At 68.6% G+C, this 18,465-nt stretch carries 13 protein-coding genes and 1 tRNA gene; 7 read left to right on the top strand and 7 right to left on the bottom strand.

All coding sequences use genetic code 11. From position 1 onward, the window contains the following. Window positions 1–307: 307 nt before the first annotated feature. From Q0568_RS15215 to Q0568_RS15205, 3 genes are read right to left on the bottom strand one after another with little or no spacing between them, the layout of a single operon-like run. On the bottom strand, window positions 308–3,022 hold the full coding sequence (locus tag Q0568_RS15215; protein ID WP_298868014.1) for a multicopper oxidase domain-containing protein: 2,715 nt from the start codon (window positions 3,020–3,022) through the stop codon (window positions 308–310). After that, on the bottom strand, window positions 3,019–4,329 hold the full coding sequence (locus Q0568_RS15210; protein WP_298868012.1) for a hypothetical protein: 1,311 nt from the start codon (window positions 4,327–4,329) through the stop codon (window positions 3,019–3,021). The genes Q0568_RS15215 and Q0568_RS15210 overlap by 4 nt, the downstream gene beginning before the upstream one ends. Next, window positions 4,326–4,943, bottom strand: a complete 618-nt coding sequence (locus Q0568_RS15205) for a winged helix-turn-helix transcriptional regulator (protein WP_298868010.1) — start codon at window positions 4,941–4,943, stop codon at window positions 4,326–4,328. Before Q0568_RS15205 ends, Q0568_RS15210 begins: the two co-directional genes overlap by 4 nt. A gap of 60 nt (window positions 4,944–5,003) precedes the next feature. Between Q0568_RS15205 and Q0568_RS15200 the strand changes: the two genes are divergently transcribed. Beyond that, window positions 5,004–5,318 (top strand): DUF2249 domain-containing protein, encoded by a 315-nt coding sequence (locus Q0568_RS15200; protein WP_298868008.1) that lies wholly within the window; start codon window positions 5,004–5,006, stop codon window positions 5,316–5,318. Window positions 5,319–5,434: 116 nt separating this feature from the next. Here Q0568_RS15200 and Q0568_RS15195 read toward each other — a convergent pair whose 3' ends face one another. Continuing rightward, complete coding sequence (locus Q0568_RS15195) at window positions 5,435–6,175, bottom strand: FCD domain-containing protein (RefSeq protein ID WP_298868006.1); 741 nt, start codon at window positions 6,173–6,175, stop codon at window positions 5,435–5,437. A 96-nt stretch (window positions 6,176–6,271) separates the two neighbouring features. Between Q0568_RS15195 and Q0568_RS15190 the strand changes: the two genes are divergently transcribed. The 5 genes from Q0568_RS15190 (at window position 6,272) to Q0568_RS15170 (ending at window position 10,005) form a co-directional block, all read left to right on the top strand. Beyond that, the gene (locus tag Q0568_RS15190) at window positions 6,272–7,153 is read left to right on the top strand and encodes a carbon-nitrogen hydrolase family protein (RefSeq protein ID WP_298868004.1); all 882 of its coding nucleotides are present in this window, start codon (window positions 6,272–6,274) and stop codon (window positions 7,151–7,153) included. Window positions 7,154–7,186: 33 nt separating this feature from the next. Beyond that, complete coding sequence (locus Q0568_RS15185; RefSeq protein WP_298868002.1) at window positions 7,187–8,566, top strand: APC family permease; 1,380 nt, start codon at window positions 7,187–7,189, stop codon at window positions 8,564–8,566. A gap of 4 nt (window positions 8,567–8,570) precedes the next feature. Then, on the top strand, window positions 8,571–9,332 hold the full coding sequence (locus Q0568_RS15180) for a nitrilase-related carbon-nitrogen hydrolase (RefSeq protein WP_298868000.1): 762 nt from the start codon (window positions 8,571–8,573) through the stop codon (window positions 9,330–9,332). 71 nt (window positions 9,333–9,403) lie between these two features. Continuing rightward, on the top strand, window positions 9,404–9,814 hold the full coding sequence (locus Q0568_RS15175; protein ID WP_298867998.1) for a response regulator: 411 nt from the start codon (window positions 9,404–9,406) through the stop codon (window positions 9,812–9,814). A gap of 110 nt (window positions 9,815–9,924) precedes the next feature. Next, a tRNA-Tyr gene (locus Q0568_RS15170) sits at window positions 9,925–10,005 on the top strand. 54 nt (window positions 10,006–10,059) lie between these two features. Here the strand turns inward: Q0568_RS15170 and Q0568_RS15165 are convergent. After that, complete coding sequence (locus Q0568_RS15165; RefSeq protein WP_298867996.1) at window positions 10,060–10,977, bottom strand: PfkB family carbohydrate kinase; 918 nt, start codon at window positions 10,975–10,977, stop codon at window positions 10,060–10,062. Between Q0568_RS15165 and Q0568_RS15160 the strand changes: the two genes are divergently transcribed. After that, entirely contained in the window at window positions 10,949–11,692 is a 744-nt protein-coding gene (locus Q0568_RS15160; RefSeq protein WP_298867994.1) for a hypothetical protein, read from the top strand. The two genes, Q0568_RS15165 and Q0568_RS15160, sit on opposite strands and share 29 nt — an antisense overlap. A gap of 167 nt (window positions 11,693–11,859) precedes the next feature. Here the strand turns inward: Q0568_RS15160 and rpoC are convergent, their stop codons facing one another. Together rpoC and Q0568_RS15150 are read right to left on the bottom strand one after the other, a co-directional pair. After that, window positions 11,860–15,726: a DNA-directed RNA polymerase subunit beta' gene (gene rpoC, locus Q0568_RS15155; protein WP_298867992.1), complete on the bottom strand. Its 3,867-nt coding sequence runs from the start codon at window positions 15,724–15,726 to the stop codon at window positions 11,860–11,862. 45 nt (window positions 15,727–15,771) lie between these two features. Then, window positions 15,772–18,465, bottom strand: a 2,694-nt coding sequence (locus Q0568_RS15150) for a DNA-directed RNA polymerase subunit beta (protein WP_298867990.1), incomplete at its 5' end; no start/stop codon positions are given.

The raw sequence follows: 18,465 nt of genomic DNA, 5'->3' as shown, positions 1-18,465 counted from the left end.
ATCGCCCGCGAGATCTACTACGTCCTCACTGCTTGACATCCATAGGAGCATCCCCCGGACCACGGGTCTGTACCAGGATATCGCCGCGCGCGTGTCCGTGTTCAATTGAAACTTCAGTTCCAGTTGAGATACGCGTACGCTGGGACGGTCAGGTTCCCCAGGCCCGACAATCTTCGGGTCGGTCATCAGCACCCGCCAGCCCCCTCCGGCGCATGCGATACACGTGCGGGCCCGAAGCCGAGAGGTCTCGTGGCTGTGATCACGAGGCCTCTCCCCTTCCATCGGCGGGAGTGGCTGAGGCGAGCCCCTACTGCACGTCGAAGAGCCCGTGCGCGCCGCGCTCGGCGTCGATCATGAAGTGCGACACGAACGGGTAGGTGCCCTTCTCAGGGAAGGTCAGCTCCACGAATCCGCCCTGACCGGGATCCAGGCCGAGCGCCTGCGAGCCCGTGTCCGGTGCGCGGTTCAGCAGGTACGCGCCCTCGGACCACACCGTGTCGAACTGCCCGCCGATCACGTGGAAGCTCGTGGCGCGCTCGATCCCGGCATCCAGCACCCACACCCGGACCCGCTCGCCGACCGCAGCCTGCAGCGGCGCGTGATCGTACTGGTTCGCGTAGCCGTTGAAGGTCACCAGATCGGGCTTGCCTGCGGCGATCTTGTCCGCGTCGACGGTGCCCCCGTCGTGGTCGCCCAGGTAGTACTCGTTCTGCACGAGCACGTAGCTGCGATCCACTGCGGGCAGGTCGTCGGGCTCGATGATCACGGCGCCGAACATGCCGTTGGCCATGTGCGATGTCATCGGCATGGTCGCGCAGTGGTACATCCAGATGCCCGCGCGCGTGGCGGTGAACGTGTAGGTCAGGCTCTCGCCCGGCGCGATGGTGCGCATGGGCCTGTCCGGTGCCAGCGCGCCGGCGTGGAAGTCGATGGAGTGCCCCATCGTCGCCTTGTTCTCCAGCGTGATCACGAACTTGTCGCCCACCTTGCCATGCAGAGTCGGGCCCGGCGCGGTGCCGTTGTACACCCACAGCGTCTGCGTGATGCCGGGCGCCACCTCGATCTTCTTGTCGGTGACCGTGAGCGTCAGGGTGCGGGTCACGGGCCCGTCGGATGCCGGCAGCGGGTCGACCGCCGCCTTGTACGGCGTGAAGGTCGGGCCGGGCTTCTCGTCCATGCCGGGCATGGAGCCCATGTCTCCCATGTCCTGGGATGCCGTGGGCGCAGGCGTCGGAGCGGCGGACGCCCCGGTCACCACGATCTGCATGGTCATGCCCATCTGGCGGTGGCCTGGCACCGAGCACCAGCCGTCGGTGTTCGCGGTGATCACGCCGGCGTCCACCGTGTCGGAGGCACCGGGGCCCAACCGTGCGCTGGTGGCGCCGTTCGCCAGCACCAGGTCGTGCGTGAGCTGCTTGTCGGTGTTGGTGACCTTGATGATCAGACGCGTGCCGGCGGGCACCTCGATGCGATTGGGAGTGAAGCGCATGTTCGCAGCCTGCACCTCGACGGTCTTCACCGGTGCGGCGGAGGATGCTGCGGGCGCGGGCCCCCAGCCCATCCCGGCCGGGTCGGCGGCGGAGGCGCCGGCGACCACCAGCAGCACGGCCAGCAGTCCCGCGACGGCCTGGCCTGCGCGGCGGCCGTGAGGCTGCTCACCCTCGGGCGTGATGGGGCCGTGCCTGCGTGCCGGCTTTGCGGCATCCTGCTCCGGATCCGCCACATCACGCGGGTCGCCGCCGGTGAGCCGCTTCTGCTCCAGGCTCAGCGTGGCGCCCTCGGCCTTGGAGCGCCGCTGCGCGCGCATGGCGGTCAGCATCACCACCAGGAAAGATGCCATCGCGATGAGGTACATCACGGCGGCCGCCGTGCTCACCGCACCCGAGACCGGCAGTGCGTACACGGCCAGCGCCGTGTTGGCCGCGGCCACGCGCAGCGGGCCCGCCGCATCGAAGCCGCGCGTGCCGGCGCGCACCGGCGTGGGGCCCCCGCCGAGCACGACAGGGATCAGGTAGCTGAGCGCGCCGACCAGCACCTGCGCGGCGAAGCCCGCCGCCAGGAACGGGACGACCTTGCCGAACAGGCCCTCCAAGCCGTCGAAACCGGCACCCGTGAGGAACGCCGTCAGCGCGCCGACGATCAGCGCCGCCACGGTGCCGGCCCACCAGACCAGTCCCATGCCCACCGACAGGGCGGCGAAGCTGCGCGGTGCCTTCTGCGTGGCTGCGCGGAACAACGAGACGCCGATGATGATCAGTCCGCCCAGGTAGCCGGCCAGGCCCAGCGCCACGATCGGCAGCTGCCCGATGATCGCGCCGAAGGCCGCCACCAGCACGCCGAGAGCCATCAGCGGAAGTGCGCTCGCGGCGCCCTGAGCGGAATTCGCGTGAGCGCGGGTGCGCAGGATCGTGGGCCACAGCGTCACCACCGTGCCGGCGATGGTGAGGCCGATCCAGCCCAGCACATTGAGGAACGCGTGGGCGAGCACCGCGTTCGCGGAGCCGTCGCCGGTGGCCAGCCACGCCCCGAGTCCCGCGCCGATGCTCAGCTGTGCCGCAGCGATGATGTAGTACCGGATGGTGTGCCCGAACCTGCCCGGCATGCTCGTGTGTGCGCGGTGCCACAGGCTGATCCCGTGCCAGATCACCGCGGCGATCAGCGCGGCCGCACCGACGAGAGTGACAGGCCACACGCGGGTGAGCACTCCGGTGATGACGACCGCGGCGCCGCCGTTGGAGAGGATGAGCCGCCAGGTCTGCGTGCGGCGATCCGCCTCGGTGGCCCGGCTGCGCAGCAGTGCGAACGAGAAGTACTGGCTCCACACCAGGATCGCGTGCGTGACGGCGCCCAGCAGCATCAGGTGGATCAGCAGCCAGCCCGGCATCGGCAGCACGCCCTGCGCGAGGGCAACCACGACGACGAGGATCAGCCACAGGAGGGTGGGGATGTCGCGCATCGCCCAGAAGCCGCGGTTGCGGGGTGCCGGAGCAGGTTCGGGTGCCGCGGAGATGTTCGGGGTCATGCAGTGGGTCCTTCGGGTGATCCGTCGGGGACGGGTCGAGCGGATGCCGTGGCTGCCTCGGATGCCTCGGATGCGGGCTTCGCGAGCCCGAGCGTCACGCGGCCGGCCTCGGTCGGGTCGGTCTTCGCGGATGCTGCGGGACCGGCCTTGATCGGTCCCATCACGGCACTGGTGATGGCCACGGCCATGAACAGCAGCAGCGCGATGACGCCCAGCACTCCGCCGATCTGCCAGCCCACCGGCATCCCGAGCCCGTCGCCGACCCATAGCCGCACGACCAGCGCGAGCTGCAGGATCGCGATCGGCGCCCAGAAGATGGGCCGGTACGGCAGGGCGATGTGCAGCACGGCAGGCAGGATCGTGGTGGCGTGCGCCATGATCATCGAGAACGTGTAGCCCAGGAACACGGCGTGGATCACGGCGTCGTACGCGGGCTGGCCGGAGGGATATCCGAGCAGCAGCACGAGCGCGGCGAGCGCCAGCCACACGTAGCCTGCCAGGATGCAGGCGGCCATGTAGCGGGTGACGCCCTTGGCCCTGATCGTGCGCCGTGCCACGTCGTGCACGATCAGCCAGCCGGTCAGCGAGAGCAGCGAGATGCCGAGCAGGATGGCCCCGGCATCCGGGAAGGCGAGTCCCAGCACCAGCGATGCCGTGATCGCCCAGGCGTGCAGCAGCAGGCGGATGCCGGCCTTCGGCCCCATCGTGATCCGGGCGAGCTCCACGCGCTCGGCGGCGATCGTCAGCACCAGGAAGCCGATCAGCCAGGGGATGACGCGGGTCATCTCCTCCTGCCCGATCCAGATCACGGCGCCGACCGTGGCGAGTCCTGCCGCCAGCAGCTGCGTGAGCAGGGCTGCGTCGTACTGCCGCTGCCAGAGCGGGATGTACAGCAGCACGAAGGATGCCGCCCCCGCAGCCAGCACGATCTTGCCCACCATCAGCGGCACGGGTCCGACCACCAGCAGCACGCCGCCGATTCCCAGCAGCGCCGGGGTGATGAAACCCGCAGGTCTCGCGTAGGCCGTGGAGCGCTCCAGGCTGATCAGGGTGCCGACGAAGCCCAGCGTCAGCAGCATCCCGTGCACCTGCGGCAGGCGCTCGGCAGTGATGGGCGCGGACAGGCCCAGCAGCATGAGGCCGGCATCGAGCCCGGCCAGCAGGGCGATGCCGGCGGGCAGCATCCACAGCATCCGCGCGGGGAGGCGCCTGCGCTCGCGCATGCCGGCGGGTACGCCCTTGCCGGCGGTCACGGCCTTGCCGGTCGTCAGGTCTTTGCCGGTCGCCAGGGGCTTATCAGCGTTCACGATGCGGCACGCAGGTGCAGCAGGCAGCCGCCGTCGGCGCGCAGCGGCAGCAGCGCGGCATCCGTGTGCCCGGCGCGGGAGCCGACGATGCCGGCGATCATCCCCTCGTGCACGGCGCACACCACGTCGGTGCGGCGGGCGGCTGCCGCCAGCAGCGGGCAGCGGCGCAGCACGATGTCGGGCCCCTCCTCCTCGGGGGCGAAGCCCTGTTCGCGCATGAGGTCGACCACCAGCGCGCGGGTGTCCTCCTCGGCATCCGGGTGGTCCTCGGCGATCTGCGCACCCCAGCGGATGCCGGAGTCGCGGGCCTGCCCGACGGGGTCATCGGCCACGCGGTCCAGAGAGTCGGCGAGCGCAAGGGCGAGGCCCGCGTATGGGTTCACGATGTCGGTGCGGGGAGCCTCCCAGCGCCAGCCGGGGCGACCTCGGCCCTGCGCCTGGGCTCGGATACGACGCAGCCGACCGTCCTGGCGCAGCCGCTCGAGGTGCTCGCGGACGGTGTTCTCGTGCAGGCCGGTGGCCGCGGAGATGTCCGCTGTGGTGGCCGATCCGCGGGATTCCACCTCACGCAGCACACGCTCGCGGGTGCTTGAAGTCCTCCGCTGTTTTTCCACGGTACTTATTGTAATAAAATCATCGACGAAACCCCTACCCGCAGAGATGGAGAACACCCCATGGGCAACATCGAGATCCACCGGTCGCGGTCGGAGGCCGTCGATCAGAGCCACGCCGCGAACTGCACCTGCGGCGAGGTAGACGAAGACCTGCCCGAACTCGACGTGCAGCTCATCCCGCACGCGATCCGCCACGCCGCGATCTTCGGCGCCATCGAGGCGCTGCGTCCGGGTGCCGCACTGATCATCTCGGCGACCCACAACCCCGTGCCGCTGCTCACGCAGCTGCAGGCCAAGCACGGCGCGGCCTACACGACCAAGTACGTCGAGCAGGGCCCGGAGCGCTTCCGCATCCTGGTGCGCAACGCCGGCTGAGCTCCCCCCCACCCCCGCCGAGACCCCTCAGCAGCGTCGAGACCCCTCGTGAATCGTGCGATTCACGAGGGGTCTCGACGATCAGGAGGGGTTTCGGCGCGCGGCGTCGGTGATCGTCACGCGTCGGTGGCGCCGCCGACGTACATCGTGCGGTGCAGGACCTGCACATGCGACCGCATGCGCTCGACCGCGGCAATCGGGTCGCCGCGGCGGATGGCCTCGACGATGCCGGCGTGATCCTCATTCGCGCGGTGCAGCCGCTCGATCGGATAGGGGATGAAGTAGGTGTACAGCTCCGCCAGCACCTCGCGGTAGGGCCCCACGGCCCAGGGCAGGTCCGCCGCCTGCGCGACGGCCAGGTGGAACTGCTCGTCGGCGCGGTGGTACGCGCTCCAGTCGCCTGCCGCCGATGCGGCTGCGACATGCGACTCCATGGCGGCGATGTCGTCGTCCGTGGCCGACAGCGCCGCGTGATGCACGATCGCGCACTCCAGCAGCGTGCGCACGTCGATGAGGCGATGGACCTCGGAGGCATCCTGCCGATACACCTCGGCGGCACGATCCGGGACCGCATCACGGCGCCCGGTCGTGAACGTGCCGCCGTTGCGACCGCGACGCCGCTCGACCAGCCCGTCCTCCGCCATGGATTCGAGCGCCCTGCGAACGGTCATCTCGCTGACGTCCAGCGCGGCGGCGATCTCGGCGTCCCGCGGCAGACGCTCGCCCGCGCCGATGAGGTCGAGCTCGACGGCGAGGGCGATGCGCGCGCGCACCGTGTCGGACGCGGACAACCGCGTGATCCCGGTCAGCTCCGGGTCATGCAGTGCGCCCTGCGCGGCCCCTGCTGCACTCGACATGCCCCCACACTATCCCGGGACTGGACATAACTGTTCATTATGATCTATTTTAAGGAGATCGCATCCGAACCCGGATCGTCTGACAAGGAGGTCACGATGACTCGCAAGCTCAGCATCGCCGCCGTGCAGGCCGCGCCCCTGCCCATCGGCGCACCGCTGGACGCCTTCGGCACGGACGTCCGCCGGCACCGCGATGCCGGCGCCGACGTGGTGGTCTACCCTGAGCTGCATCTGTTCGGCACGGACCCGTGGCCCGCCGAGGAGCGCGAGCAGCGCCAGCGTACGGCATCCGTCCGCCTGGACGGCGCCCTCGTTGACGACCTCCGTGGAATCGCCAGGGACACCGGCGTCCGGCTCATCCCCGGCAGCATCTGCGAGCGCGGCGATCACGACGAGATGTACAACACCGCGCTGGCCATCGACCCCGACGGCACGCTGACCGCGTGGTACCGCAAGGTGTTCCCCTGGCGGCCCTTCGAGCCGTTCGACCCCGGCGACAGCTTCGTGACCTGCGACCTCGGCGCCGGCACGGCGGGCATGTCGATCTGCTATGACGCCTGGTTCCCCGAGGTCACCCGCCACCTGGCGTGGATGGGCGCCGAGGTCGTCATCAACATCGTGAAGACCACCACGCCGGATCGGGCACAGGAGCTCGTGCTGGCCCGCGCGAACTCGATCGTCAACCAGACGTTCACGGTCAGCGTCAACTGCGCAGGCCCCATCGGCATGGGCCAGAGCATCGTCGTCGACCCCGAGGGACGCGTCCTCGCCACCGCGGGCACCGATTCCGAGGTGCTCCTCGTCACGCTCGACCTCGACGAGGTCAGCCGCGTGCGCGAAGAGGGCACCGCCGGGAGCAACCGCATGTGGTCCCAGTTCCTGCCCGGAGACAGCGCCATCAGCCTCCCCCTCTACGACGGCCGCATCGATCCCCATCGGTGGGAGCCGCAGAGCACGACCCGTACGCATCAGCAGTAGTCCAGCACGTCCAGAACCCGACAGGAGACGAAGATGTCCACCCAACCCCACCTCACCCGATCACTCGGGCTCACCTCGCTGGTCCTGTTCGGACTGGCCTATATGACGCCGCTCATCGTCCTCGGCATCTTCGGCGTCGTCGCCGAGACGACCGGCGGCGCCAGCGCTTCCGCGTACCTCGTCGCGCTCGTCGCGATGCTGTTCACGGCATCCAGCTACGGCCGGATGGCGACCGCCTATCCCGTCGCCGGCTCGGCGTACTCGTACGTGCGCCGCACGATCGACTCGCGGGTCGGCTTCCTGGTCGGCTGGGCCGTACTCCTGGACTACCTGTTCCTGCCCATGGTGATCTGGCTGATCGGCGGCGCCTACCTGCAGGCGGAGTTCCCGACCGTGCCGGGGTGGGTGTGGATCGTCGGGTTCGTGATCATCACGACCATCCTCAACATCCTCGGGATCAAGGTCGCCGACCGCACGAACTACATCATGATGGCGTTCCAGGTGCTCGTCATCGTCCTGTTCGTGGCCCTGTCGATCGGCTCGGTCGTCAGCCGCTCCGGCATCGGCGGCCTGTTCGACGCGGGTCCCTTCGCGAACGGCACGTCGGACTTCACGATGGTCTCGGCGGGTGCGGCCATCGCCGCCTACTCGTTCCTCGGGTTCGACGCCGTGACCACCTTCACCGAGGAGACGAAGAACCCGACCCGCACGGTTCCGCGCGCCATCATGCTCATCGCCCTCATCGGCGGCGGGATCTTCATCCTCGTGTCGTACACCACGCAACTCGTCCACCCCGGCGGGCAGTTCACGGATGCCTCCTCCGCAGCGTTCGACATCGCCCTGACCATCGGCGGCAACGTGTTCGGCGCGATCTTCCTCGCCGGCCTGGTCATCGCCCAGTTCGCCTCGGGGCTCGCCGCCCAGGCATCCGCCGCACGTCTGCTGTACGCGATGGGACGCGACGGCGCGCTCCCGCGGCGCATCTTCGGCGAGGTCAGCAAGAGGTTCCGCTCCCCCGTGGTCAACATCGTCCTCATCGGGATCGTCGGGATGGCGGCGCTGTTCCTGGATGTGGCGACATCCACGTCGTTCATCAACTTCGGGGCGTTCACTGCGTTCACAATGGTGAACGTGTCGGTCATCGTGTACTACGTGAGGGAGCGCCGCAGCGGACGGATGCTGAACCCGCTCGTCTACGTGGTGATCCCCGCCATCGGCGCGGTGATCACGGGATACCTGCTCACCAAGCTCGACTCGAACGCGATCGTGCTGGGGCTGAGCTGGCTGGTGGTCGGGATCGTCGTGCTGGCGTTCGTCACCAAGGGGTTCCGCACGCTGCCCCCTGAGCTCACCTACGAGAAGGACGAGGATCCGAGCTCGCCGGATCCGGTGACCGCCTCCGCGGCGGAGTGAGCCCATGCGCCTCGCGCTCGCGCAGATCGATTCCGGCACGGATGTCGCGCACAACCTCGCGCTCATCGAAGCCGGGTTCGACGACGCCGCGGCGCGAGGCGCAGATCTGCTGCTGTTCCCCGAGTACGCGATGTACGAGAAGAAGGCGGTGGACGGCAGCTTCGCCGCCGTCGCTCAGCCCCTGGACGGCGATTTCGCCGCAGCGCTCTCCCGTCTCGCCCGGCGCCATGGGATCGCCGTCATCGCGGGAATGGTCGAGGCAGACCCCGCGGGCGGGAGCCCCTTCAACACCCTGATCGGATTCGATGCGGACGGCTCGTCGGCGGGCGCCTACCGCAAGATCCACCTGTACGACTCCTACGGCTTCCGGGAGTCGCAGTGGATCTCGCGTCCGAACCCGCCTCAGCACGTCGTGATGCCCCTCGCCGGAGCACGCGTCGGCGTCATGACCTGCAACGATCTGCGCCATCCGTCCGTGGCTGCACAGCTCGCCGGCGACGGTGCGGACATCCTGGCGGTGTGCGCGTCGTGGGTGCCCGGTCCGCAGAAGGTCGAGCAGTGGCGCGTGCTCGCGGCGGCGCGCGCCATCGAGAACGTGATCGTCACCGCCGCCGTGTGCCAGGCACCGCCGGTGTCGATCGGCACCAGCCTGGTCGTGGATCCGATGGGCGTCGTCCTGGGTGCGCTCGATGCCGCGCCGGGGATGCTGTGCGTGGACATCGACCCGGATGCCACGTCGCGTGCACGCGCCGCCGCGGCGCGCTGACCGCCTCGACTCTGTCTCCACAATCGACGGATTCTTGAAGTTGTCCACAGTTGCTGGGCCCACGGCTGACGGTGTCCGCCATGCGCCCTAGTGTCGATGACAACGAAGCCGGAACAGCGCAGAATGGAGGCATGTTCGTGTCAGCCGACGTGATCGGGATGATCATCTCCCTCTTCGCCTTCGCCGTGGCGATGCTGGGCGGCGTCGGCTGGATGATCAGCCGTCAGACCCGGCAGATGGACTACCGCTTCGACCAGGTCGACCGGCGTTTCGAACAGGTCGACCGGCGTTTCGAACAGGTAGACCACCGCTTCGAGCAGGTAGACCACCGCTTCGAGCGCCTCGAGACTCGCATGGATCGCCTCGAGAACCGCATGGATCGGATGGAGTCGGAGACGAGCCGGATCGGAGCCGACCTGGTCGGTGTCAAGGTCGCCATCGCGCGCTGGGAAGGCCCGGAGAAGCACCTGCAGCGGCTCTGACTCGCCGGGTGACCCCGTGGAGCCTGCTCGATTTCTTCCGAGTGGCATCGGGCCGGTATGCTTGATACTCGCGCCCCCGGTTGACTGGACAAGCCGGACGGGGGTGCACTGGCAAGTTGCCCGAGCGGCCAAAGGGAGCTGACTGTAAATCAGCCGCGTAAGCTTCGGGGGTTCGAATCCCTCACTTGCCACGTTCAGGATCAAGGCCCTCGCCCAGCGGGGGCCTTGATCCGTCTCTGCGCAAGTCAGCTGCCGAAGACGCCGCGCTCCGCGTTCTCGAGGGATTCCGGCGTGCGCAGCAGGCCACCCTCGGCGCGACACGTCGCCGCGGCGATGAGCATGGCCCGCTCGAGCAGGCGCCGCCACTCGCCCGCCGACGACGGATGTCCGTCGACGAGCCCCTCGGCCACGGCGGCCAGCGTGGCATCCCCTGCCCCGACGGTATCGACGATCGGGCCGGGCAGCGCCGCGATCGGAGCCGTCAGCTCACCGGCATCCGCTTCCAGGACGGCGCCGTCGCCGCCGGCTGTCGCGAGGACGGCATCCGCCCCCAGGTCGCGCAGCCGCCGGCGGAGTGCGTCGAGATCACCGTCGTACAGCAGGGCGGCGTCATCGGCCCCGACCTTCACCAGCTCGGCCCGCCCCGCAAGGCCCTCGAAGCCGTGCACGAAGTCGGCGCGGTCGCGCAGCATCCCCGCACGCGGATTGGGATCGATCACCAGGCGCGCATTCGCGGTGGCATCCGCCAGGGCCCGCACCTCCTCCTCGACGTCGAACGGGAAGCAGCTCACGGCCACCAGCTCGGCTGCCTGGATCGCATCCAGCGCTTCGGTGGAATAGCGGATGCTGCGCCGCTGCGCGGCCTCGTTGAACACGTACTCCGGCTCGCCGCCCGTCGAGCGCGTCACGACCGCGCGCGACGACCCGTGCGCTGACGGACTCTCGATGAGCGTCACGCCGTGGTCGGCGAGGTACTCGCGGATGTGGTCGCCCGCGGCATCCGCCCCCACCATCGCGATCAGCGTGGTCGGCACCCCCAGTCGACGCAGCCCGACGGCCACGTTCAGGGCGGCTCCGCCCACCAGCTCGCGGATGCCCGAGGCATCCCGGATCTCATCGATCAACGCGTCTCCGATGACGATGACGCTGCGTTCACTGCTCACCCCGCGAGACTATCGCGCAGCAGTGCGTCGCGGCATCCGCGCGGCGCGGCGCGACACCGCCCGCGGCGCGCCCGCCTACCCTGTGGGCATGAAGCTCCGCGACGGCGCGGTGATCGCGCTCCTCCTGGCAGGCCTCGTCTTGCTGGCCGGCTGCACACCAGGTTCCGAGAAGCAGCCCGCCGCGGGAAGCTCCGCGCCGCCGGCATCCGCCTCCCCCGCACCGGGCGACCAGACGGCGCCACCGGACACGCCCTCGCCCACCGGCTCGGCGACGCCGACCCCCGCGCCGACGGCGAAGACCGTCAAGCTTCCGACGGATTGCAGGGCGATCCTGTCGCAGAGCGTGCTCGCGCAGCTGAAGGACGTGCCCCTGAACGACCCGGCGTTCGGCGAGAGCGGCGCCCTCGCGGACGGATCGCTGGTGTGCAACTGGGCCGACCCGCGCGCCGACACCACCCGGCTCACGACGAAGATCCAGCGGATGTCGCGCGGACTGGCCCTCGACCTGCTCAGCAGCCTCGCCGACGGCCAGGGGTTCACCTGCTTCACGCCCGACGGCGGCACGCGCTGCGAGAAGACGTGGAAGAACACGCAGTATCCGGTCACCGACGGCCGCACGCTGTTCTGGCGGCAGGACGTGCTCATCGACACCCGGTACTCGAACCTCGCGCCCAAGGGCTACACGTCCAGCATCATCAGCAGCATCTGGGGCTGAGCAGCCTGCTCGAGGGCATGCGAAAGGCCCCGACCCTCCGAGGAGGGCCGGGGCCTGGTCACTCCCAGCTGGGAGAGAGAATCACATTCAGTTGTGTTCGCGACTTCGTCGCTCGACAACTTCAATCGGCTCGGCCGGACGAGCAAGCTCGCCGGCTCTCGCCTCAATCAGTTGTATGTACCGGGCGTGATGTCGTCGGTCGAGAACGCGTCGAAGTCGACGTAGCCGAAGTCGCCGTCGGCGTACGCTCCGTCGGATGCGAAGATCCGGTTCGGGTAGCGCTCGCTCTTGGCCTCTTCCGTCGCCTCGACCGTGATGTCACGGTACTTGGTCAGACCGGTGCCGGCCGGGATGAGCTTACCGATGATGACGTTCTCCTTGAGACCGACCAGCGGGTCGCGCTTGCCCTCCATGGCGGCCTGCGTGAGCACGCGGGTCGTCTCCTGGAAGGAAGCCGCCGACAGCCACGACTCGGTCGCGAGGGACGCCTTCGTGATACCCATCAGCTCCGGGCGACCGGATGCGGGGCGCTTGCCCTCGGACACGGCCTCGCGGTTGATCTGCTGGTAGCGCTTCAGGTCGACCATCTCACCCGGGAGCAGCGCGGTGTCACCGTGGTCGACCACGGTGACCTTGCGCAGCATCTGACGGACGATGACCTCGATGTGCTTGTCGTGGATCGGCACGCCCTGCGAACGGTACACGCCCTGCACGCCGCCGACGAGGTACTTCTGCACCTCGCGGGCGCCCATGACGCGCATGACCTCCTTGGGGTCGAGCGTGCCGACCTGCAGCGGCTGGCCGACGGAGACGTGCTGGCCGTCCTCGACGAGAAGCGTCGCGCGCTTCAGCACCGGGTAGACGACTTCCTCGTCACCGTTGTCAGGCGTGAGGATGACCTTCTTGGCCTTCTCGGTCTCCTCGATCGCGATGCGGCCGTCGGCCTCGGCGATCGGGGAGGCGCCCTTCGGCGTGCGGGCCTCGAACAGCTCCTGCACACGCGGCAGACCCTGGGTGATGTCACCGGCCGACGCGAGGTGGAAGTTGCGCATGGTCAGCTGGGTGCCGGGCTCACCGATCGACTGGGCCGCGATGATGCCCACAGCCTCGCCGATGTCCACCGTCTTGCCGGTGGCCAGCGAACGGCCGTAGCACTGCGCGCAGACGCCGACAGCCGAGTCGCAGGTCAGCACGGAGCGGACCTTGATCGACTGCACTCCGGCTGCGACCAGCTTGTCGATGAGAACGTCGCCGACGTCCTCACCTGCGGTCGCGAGAACCTCACCGGCCTCGTTCACGACATCGGATGCCAGGGTGCGGGCGAACACGGAGTTCTCCACGTTGGCGTTGCGGACCAGCTCGCCGGCCGTGTTCGGCTCGGCGATCGGCAGCTCCAGACCCTTCGTCGTGCCGCAGTCGTCCTCGCGGATGATGACATCCTGCGAGACGTCCACCAGACGACGGGTCAGGTAACCCGAGTCGGCGGTGCGCAGAGCGGTGTCGGCCAGACCCTTGCGGGTACCGTGCGTGGCGATGAAGTACTCCGCCACCGACAGGCCCTCGCGGTACGAGGAGATGATCGGACGCGGGATGAGCTCACCCTTGGGGTTGTTCACCAGACCGCGCATACCCGCGATGTTGCGGATCTGCAGCCAGTTGCCTCGAGCGCCCGAGGAAACCATCCGGTAGATGGTGTTGTCCGCCGGGAAGTGCTCGATCATGGCGGCCTGCACCTCGTCGGTGGCGCTCGTCCAGATCTGGATGAGCTCGCGACGACGCTCGGCGTCGGTGATCAGACCCTTGTCGTACTGGCCCTGGACCTTCTCGGCGCGCTTCTCGTAGGTGCCGACGATCTCGCTCTTGTTCGGCGGGGTGACGACGTCGCTCAGCGCGACGGTCACGCCGGAACGCGTGGCCCAGTGGAAACCGGCATCCTTGATGCGGTCCAGGGATGCCGCGGTCTCGACCTTCGGGTACTCCTCGGCCAGCTTGTTGACGATCTGCGACAGCTTGCCCTTGTCGGCGACACCGCGCACGAAGGGGTAGCCCTTCGGCAGGGTGTCGTTGAAGATCGCCTGGCCCAGCGAGACGTCCACGAGGCCGTGGCGCTCGTAGCCCTCGGGGGCCTCGCCCTCGAGGAAGGTCAGGCCGGGGATGCGGATGCGGGCCTTGGCCTGCAGGTCCAGCGTGCCCTCGTCGTTGGCGAGGATGGCCTCGCCGACCGAACCGAACGCACGACCCTCACCGGCAGCGCCCTCCTTGACCGTGGTCAGGTGGTGCAGACCGATGATCATGTCCTGCGAGGGCAGGGTGACCGGACGGCCGTCGGACGGCTTGAGGATGTTGTTCGAGGCGAGCATCAGCACGCGGGCCTCGGCCTGAGCCTCGACCGACAGCGGCAGGTGCACGGCCATCTGGTCGCCGTCGAAGTCGGCGTTGAACGCAGCGCACACCAGCGGGTGGAGCTGGATGGCCTTGCCCTCGACGAGCTGCGGCTCGAACGCCTGGATGCCGAGACGGTGCAGGGTGGGTGCACGGTTCAGCAGCACGGGGCGCTCGCGGATGACCTCCTCGAGCACGTCCCACACCTCGGGACGAGTGCGCTCGACCGCGCGCTTGGCGGCCTTGATGTTCTGCGAGTGACCCAGGTCGATCAGGCGCTTGATCACGAACGGCTTGAACAGCTCGATCGCCATCTCCTTGGGCAGACCGCACTGGTGCAGCTTGAGCTGCGGGCCCACGATGATCACCGAACGGCCCGAGTAGTCCACGCGCTTGCCGAGCAGGTTCTGGCGGAAGCGACCCTGCTTGCCCTTGAGCATGTCGCTCAGGGACTTCAGGGCGCGGTTGCCGGTGCCGGTGACGGGACGACCGCGGCGGCCGTTGTCGAACAGCGCGTCGACGGCCTCCTGCAGCATCCGCTTCTCGTTGTTGACGATGATCTCGGGGGCACCGAGGTCGATCAGACGACGAAGACGGTTGTTGCGGTTGATCACGCGGCGGTACAGGTCGTTCAGGTCGCTGGTCGCGAAGCGGCCACCGTCCAGCTGCACCATCGGGCGCAGCTCCGGCGGGATCACCGGGACGACGTCCAGCACCATGGCGGCCGGGCTCATACCGGTCTGCAGGAACGAGTTGACGACCTTCAGGCGCTTGATCGCGCGGATCTTGCGCTGGCCCTTGCCCTCGGAGATCTGCAGGCGCAGGCTCTCGGCCTCGCCGGCCAGGTCGAAGGTCTCCAGGCGGCGCTTGATGGACTCGGCGCCCATGTAGGCCTCGAAGTACTGGCCGAAGCGGTCCTGCAGCTCGTGGAACACGTCGTCCTCGGGGCGCAGCGCGCCCACCTCGAGCGTGCGGAAGTCCTCCCACACGCGCTCGAGCTTGGCGATGGCCTCGTCGGCACCCTTGCGGGTGAGGGTCATCTCCTTCTCGGCTGCGTCCTTGACCTTCTTCTTGGCGTCGGCCTTGGCACCCTCCGCCTCCAGGGCGGCGAGCTCCTCCTCCAGCTTGGCCATGCGCTCCGCGATCTTGGCATCGCGGCGGTCGCCCAGCGTCTTCAGCTCGAGGCGGATGTTGTTCTCCTGGGTGGCCAGGTCGCGGTGACGAGCCTCCTCGTCGACCGAGATGACCATGTACGCGGCGAAGTAGATGACCTTCTCGAGGTCCTTCGGCGCCATGTCCAGCAGGTACCCCAGGCGCGACGGAACGCCCTTGAAGTACCAGATGTGGGTGACGGGCGCGGCGAGCTCGATGTGGCCCATGCGCTCACGACGGACGGAGCTCTTGGTGACCTCCACGCCGCAGCGCTCGCACACGATGCCCTTGAAGCGCACGCGCTTGTACTTGCCGCAGGCGCACTCCCAGTCGCGGGAGGGTCCGAAGATCTGCTCGCCGAAGAGCCCGTCCTTCTCGGGCTTCAGCGTGCGGTAATTGATGGTCTCGGGCTTCTTGACCTCGCCGTAGGACCATCCGCGGATGTCCTCCGCGGTCGCGAGGCCGATTCGAAGCTCATCGAAAGTTGTTGCGTCGAGCACTTGTTCTCCTGTGTAGAAAATCTGTCGCTTGTCGATGTGCCGAGATCAGATCTCGTCGATCGATGCGGCTTCGAAGCGGCTGGAGATGTTGATGCCGAGTTCCTCCGCCGCACGGAAGGCCTCGTCATCGGTGTCGCGGAGGTTCACCGCGGTGCCGTCGGCCGAGAGCACCTCGACGTTCAGGCACAGCGACTGCATCTCCTTCATGAGCACCTTGAAGGACTCGGGGATGCCCGGCTCCTGGATGTTCTCGCCCTTGACGATGGCCTCGTACACCTTGACGCGGCCGAGGATGTCGTCGGACTTGATGGTGAGGAGCTCCTGCAGTGCGTAGGCGGCGCCGTAGGCCTCGAGGGCCCACACCTCCATCTCGCCGAAGCGCTGACCACCGAACTGGGCCTTACCACCGAGCGGCTGCTGGGTGATCATCGAGTACGGGCCCGTGGAGCGTGCGTGGATCTTGTCGTCCACCAGGTGGTGCAGCTTCAGGATGTACATGTAGCCGACCGACACCGGGTCCGGGAACGGCTCGCCGGAGCGGCCGTCGAACAGCTGGGTCTTGCCGGTGCGGTCGACCAGGCGCACGCCGTCGCGGGTCACCCGGGTGGAGTCCAGGAGCCCTGCGACCTCGTCGACGCTCGCACCGTCGAACACCGGGGTGGCGACCTTGGTGTTCGGGGCGACGTCACGGGCGTCGTCGGCCAGCTTGGCGGCCCACTCCGGGTTGCCCTCGACCTTCCAGCCCTGCTTGGCGATCCACCCGAGGTGGGTCTCCAGCACCTGGCCGAAGTTCATGCGGCCCGGGATGCCGAGCGGGTTCAGGACCACGTCGACCGGGGTTCCGTCGGAGAGGAACGGCATGTCCTCGACCGGCAGGATCTTGGCGATGACGCCCTTGTTGCCGTGGCGGCCGGAGAGCTTGTCGCCCTCGGTGATCTTGCGCTTCTGGGCGATGTAGACCACGACGCGGCGGTTGACGCCCGAGCCCAGCTCGTCGTCGCCCTCCTCGGCGTTGAACTCCTTGACGGCGATGATCGTGCCCTGCTCGCCGTGCGGCACCTTCAGCGAGGTGTCGCGGACCTCACGGCTCTTCTCGTTGAAGATGGCGCGCAGCAGGCGCTCCTCGGCCGAGAGCTCGGTCTCGCCCTTCGGGGTGACCTTGCCGACCAGGATGTCGCCGGGGCGGACCTCGGCGCCGATGCGGATGATGCCGCGCTCGTCGAGGTCGGCCAGCACCTCCTCGGAGACGTTCGGGATGTCCCGGGTGATCTCCTCCGGGCCCAGCTTGGTGTCGCGGGCGTCGACCTCGTACTCCTCGATGTGGATCGAGGAGAGGGTGTCGTCCTTCACGATCTCCTGGCTCAGGACGATGGCGTCCTCGTAGTTGTGGCCCTCCCACGGCATGAACGCGACCAGCAGGTTCTTGCCGAGTGCGAGCTCGCCGTTGTCGGTGGCGGGGCCGTCGGCGATGACCTCGCCGACCTCCACGCGCTCACCGGCGTTGACGATCACGCGCTGGTTGTAGGACGTGCCCTGGTTGGAGCGGTCGAACTTGCGCAGGTGGTACTCCTGCGTGCCGCCCTCGTCGAGCATGACGACCACGCGGTCCGCGGAGACCTCACTGACCACACCGGCCTTCAGCGCGGTGACCACGTCGCCGGCGTCGATGGCGGTGTAGCCCTCCATACCGGTTCCGACCAGCGGGGAGTCGCTGCGCAGCAGCGGCACGGCCTGGCGCTGCATGTTGGCGCCCATGAGCGCGCGCTGCGCGTCGTCGTGTTCGAGGAACGGCACCAGCGAGGTCGCGACCGACACCATCTGGCGCGGCGAGACGTCGATGTAGCCGATCTCCTCGGGCAGGAACAGGTCGACCTCGCCCGATCCGCCGCGGGGGCGGGCCAGCACGTGGGTCTCGGTGAAGCGGCCGTCGGCGGCCAGCGGCGCGTTGGCCTGGGCGATGTTGAAGTCGGCCTCCTCAGCGGCGCTGAGGTAGTCGATCTGGTCGGTGACCTTGCCGCCCTCGACCTTGCGGTACGGGGTCTCGATGAAGCCGAACGAGTTGATGCGCGCGAACGTCGCGAGCGCGCCGATCAGACCGATGTTCGGGCCTTCAGGCGTCTCGATCGGGCACATGCGGCCGTAGTGCGACGGGTGCACGTCGCGGACCTCGACGCCGGCGCGGTCGCGGCTGAGGCCACCGGGGCCCAGGGCCGACAGACGGCGCTTGTTGGTCAGACCCGCGAGCGGGTTGTTCTGGTCCATGAACTGCGACAGCTGCGAGGTGCCGAAGAACTCCTTGATCGCGGCCACGACGGGGCGCACGTTGATCAGGGTCTGCGGGGTGATCGCCTCGATGTCCTGCGTGGTCATGCGCTCGCGGACGACGCGCTCCATGCGGGAGAGGCCCGTGCGGACCTGGTTCTGGATGAGCTCGCCGACGGCGCGGATTCGGCGGTTGCCGAAGTTGTCGATGTCGTCGGTCGCGATGCGGATCTCGGCCTTCTTGCCCGAGCGGATGCCCTCGAACGACTCGTCACCGCGGTGCAGGCGCACCATGTACTTGATGGTCGCGACGATGTCCTCGACGGTCAGCACCGAGTCGGTCAGAGCGCCGGCCAGGCCGAGCTTCTGGTTGATCTTGTAACGACCGACCTTGGCCAGGTCGTAGCGCTTCGGGTTGAAGTAGAAGTTGTCCAGCAGCGCGCGGGCGGCCTCGGCGGCGACCTGCTCGCCCGGACG

Source organism: uncultured Microbacterium sp. (genome assembly GCF_937927635.1).
Classification (GTDB): Bacteria; Actinomycetota; Actinomycetes; order Actinomycetales; family Microbacteriaceae; genus Microbacterium.
The sequence above is the reverse complement of the archived record's forward strand: the minus strand, read 5'-3'. Positions and strand labels throughout refer to the sequence as shown.

Coding starts and splice junctions, on each gene's coding strand:
- Q0568_RS15215 (WP_298868014.1), bottom strand. CDS start 3,022: ATGACCCCGAACATCTCCGCGGCACCCGAACCTGCTCCGGCACCCCGC.
- Q0568_RS15200 (WP_298868008.1), top strand. CDS start 5,004: ATGGGCAACATCGAGATCCACCGGTCGCGGTCGGAGGCCGTCGATCAG.
- Q0568_RS15195 (WP_298868006.1), bottom strand. CDS start 6,175: ATGTCGAGTGCAGCAGGGGCCGCGCAGGGCGCACTGCATGACCCGGAG.
- Q0568_RS15190 (WP_298868004.1), top strand. CDS start 6,272: ATGACTCGCAAGCTCAGCATCGCCGCCGTGCAGGCCGCGCCCCTGCCC.
- Q0568_RS15185 (WP_298868002.1), top strand. CDS start 7,187: ATGTCCACCCAACCCCACCTCACCCGATCACTCGGGCTCACCTCGCTG.
- Q0568_RS15180 (WP_298868000.1), top strand. CDS start 8,571: ATGCGCCTCGCGCTCGCGCAGATCGATTCCGGCACGGATGTCGCGCAC.
- Q0568_RS15160 (WP_298867994.1), top strand. CDS start 10,949: ATGACGATGACGCTGCGTTCACTGCTCACCCCGCGAGACTATCGCGCA.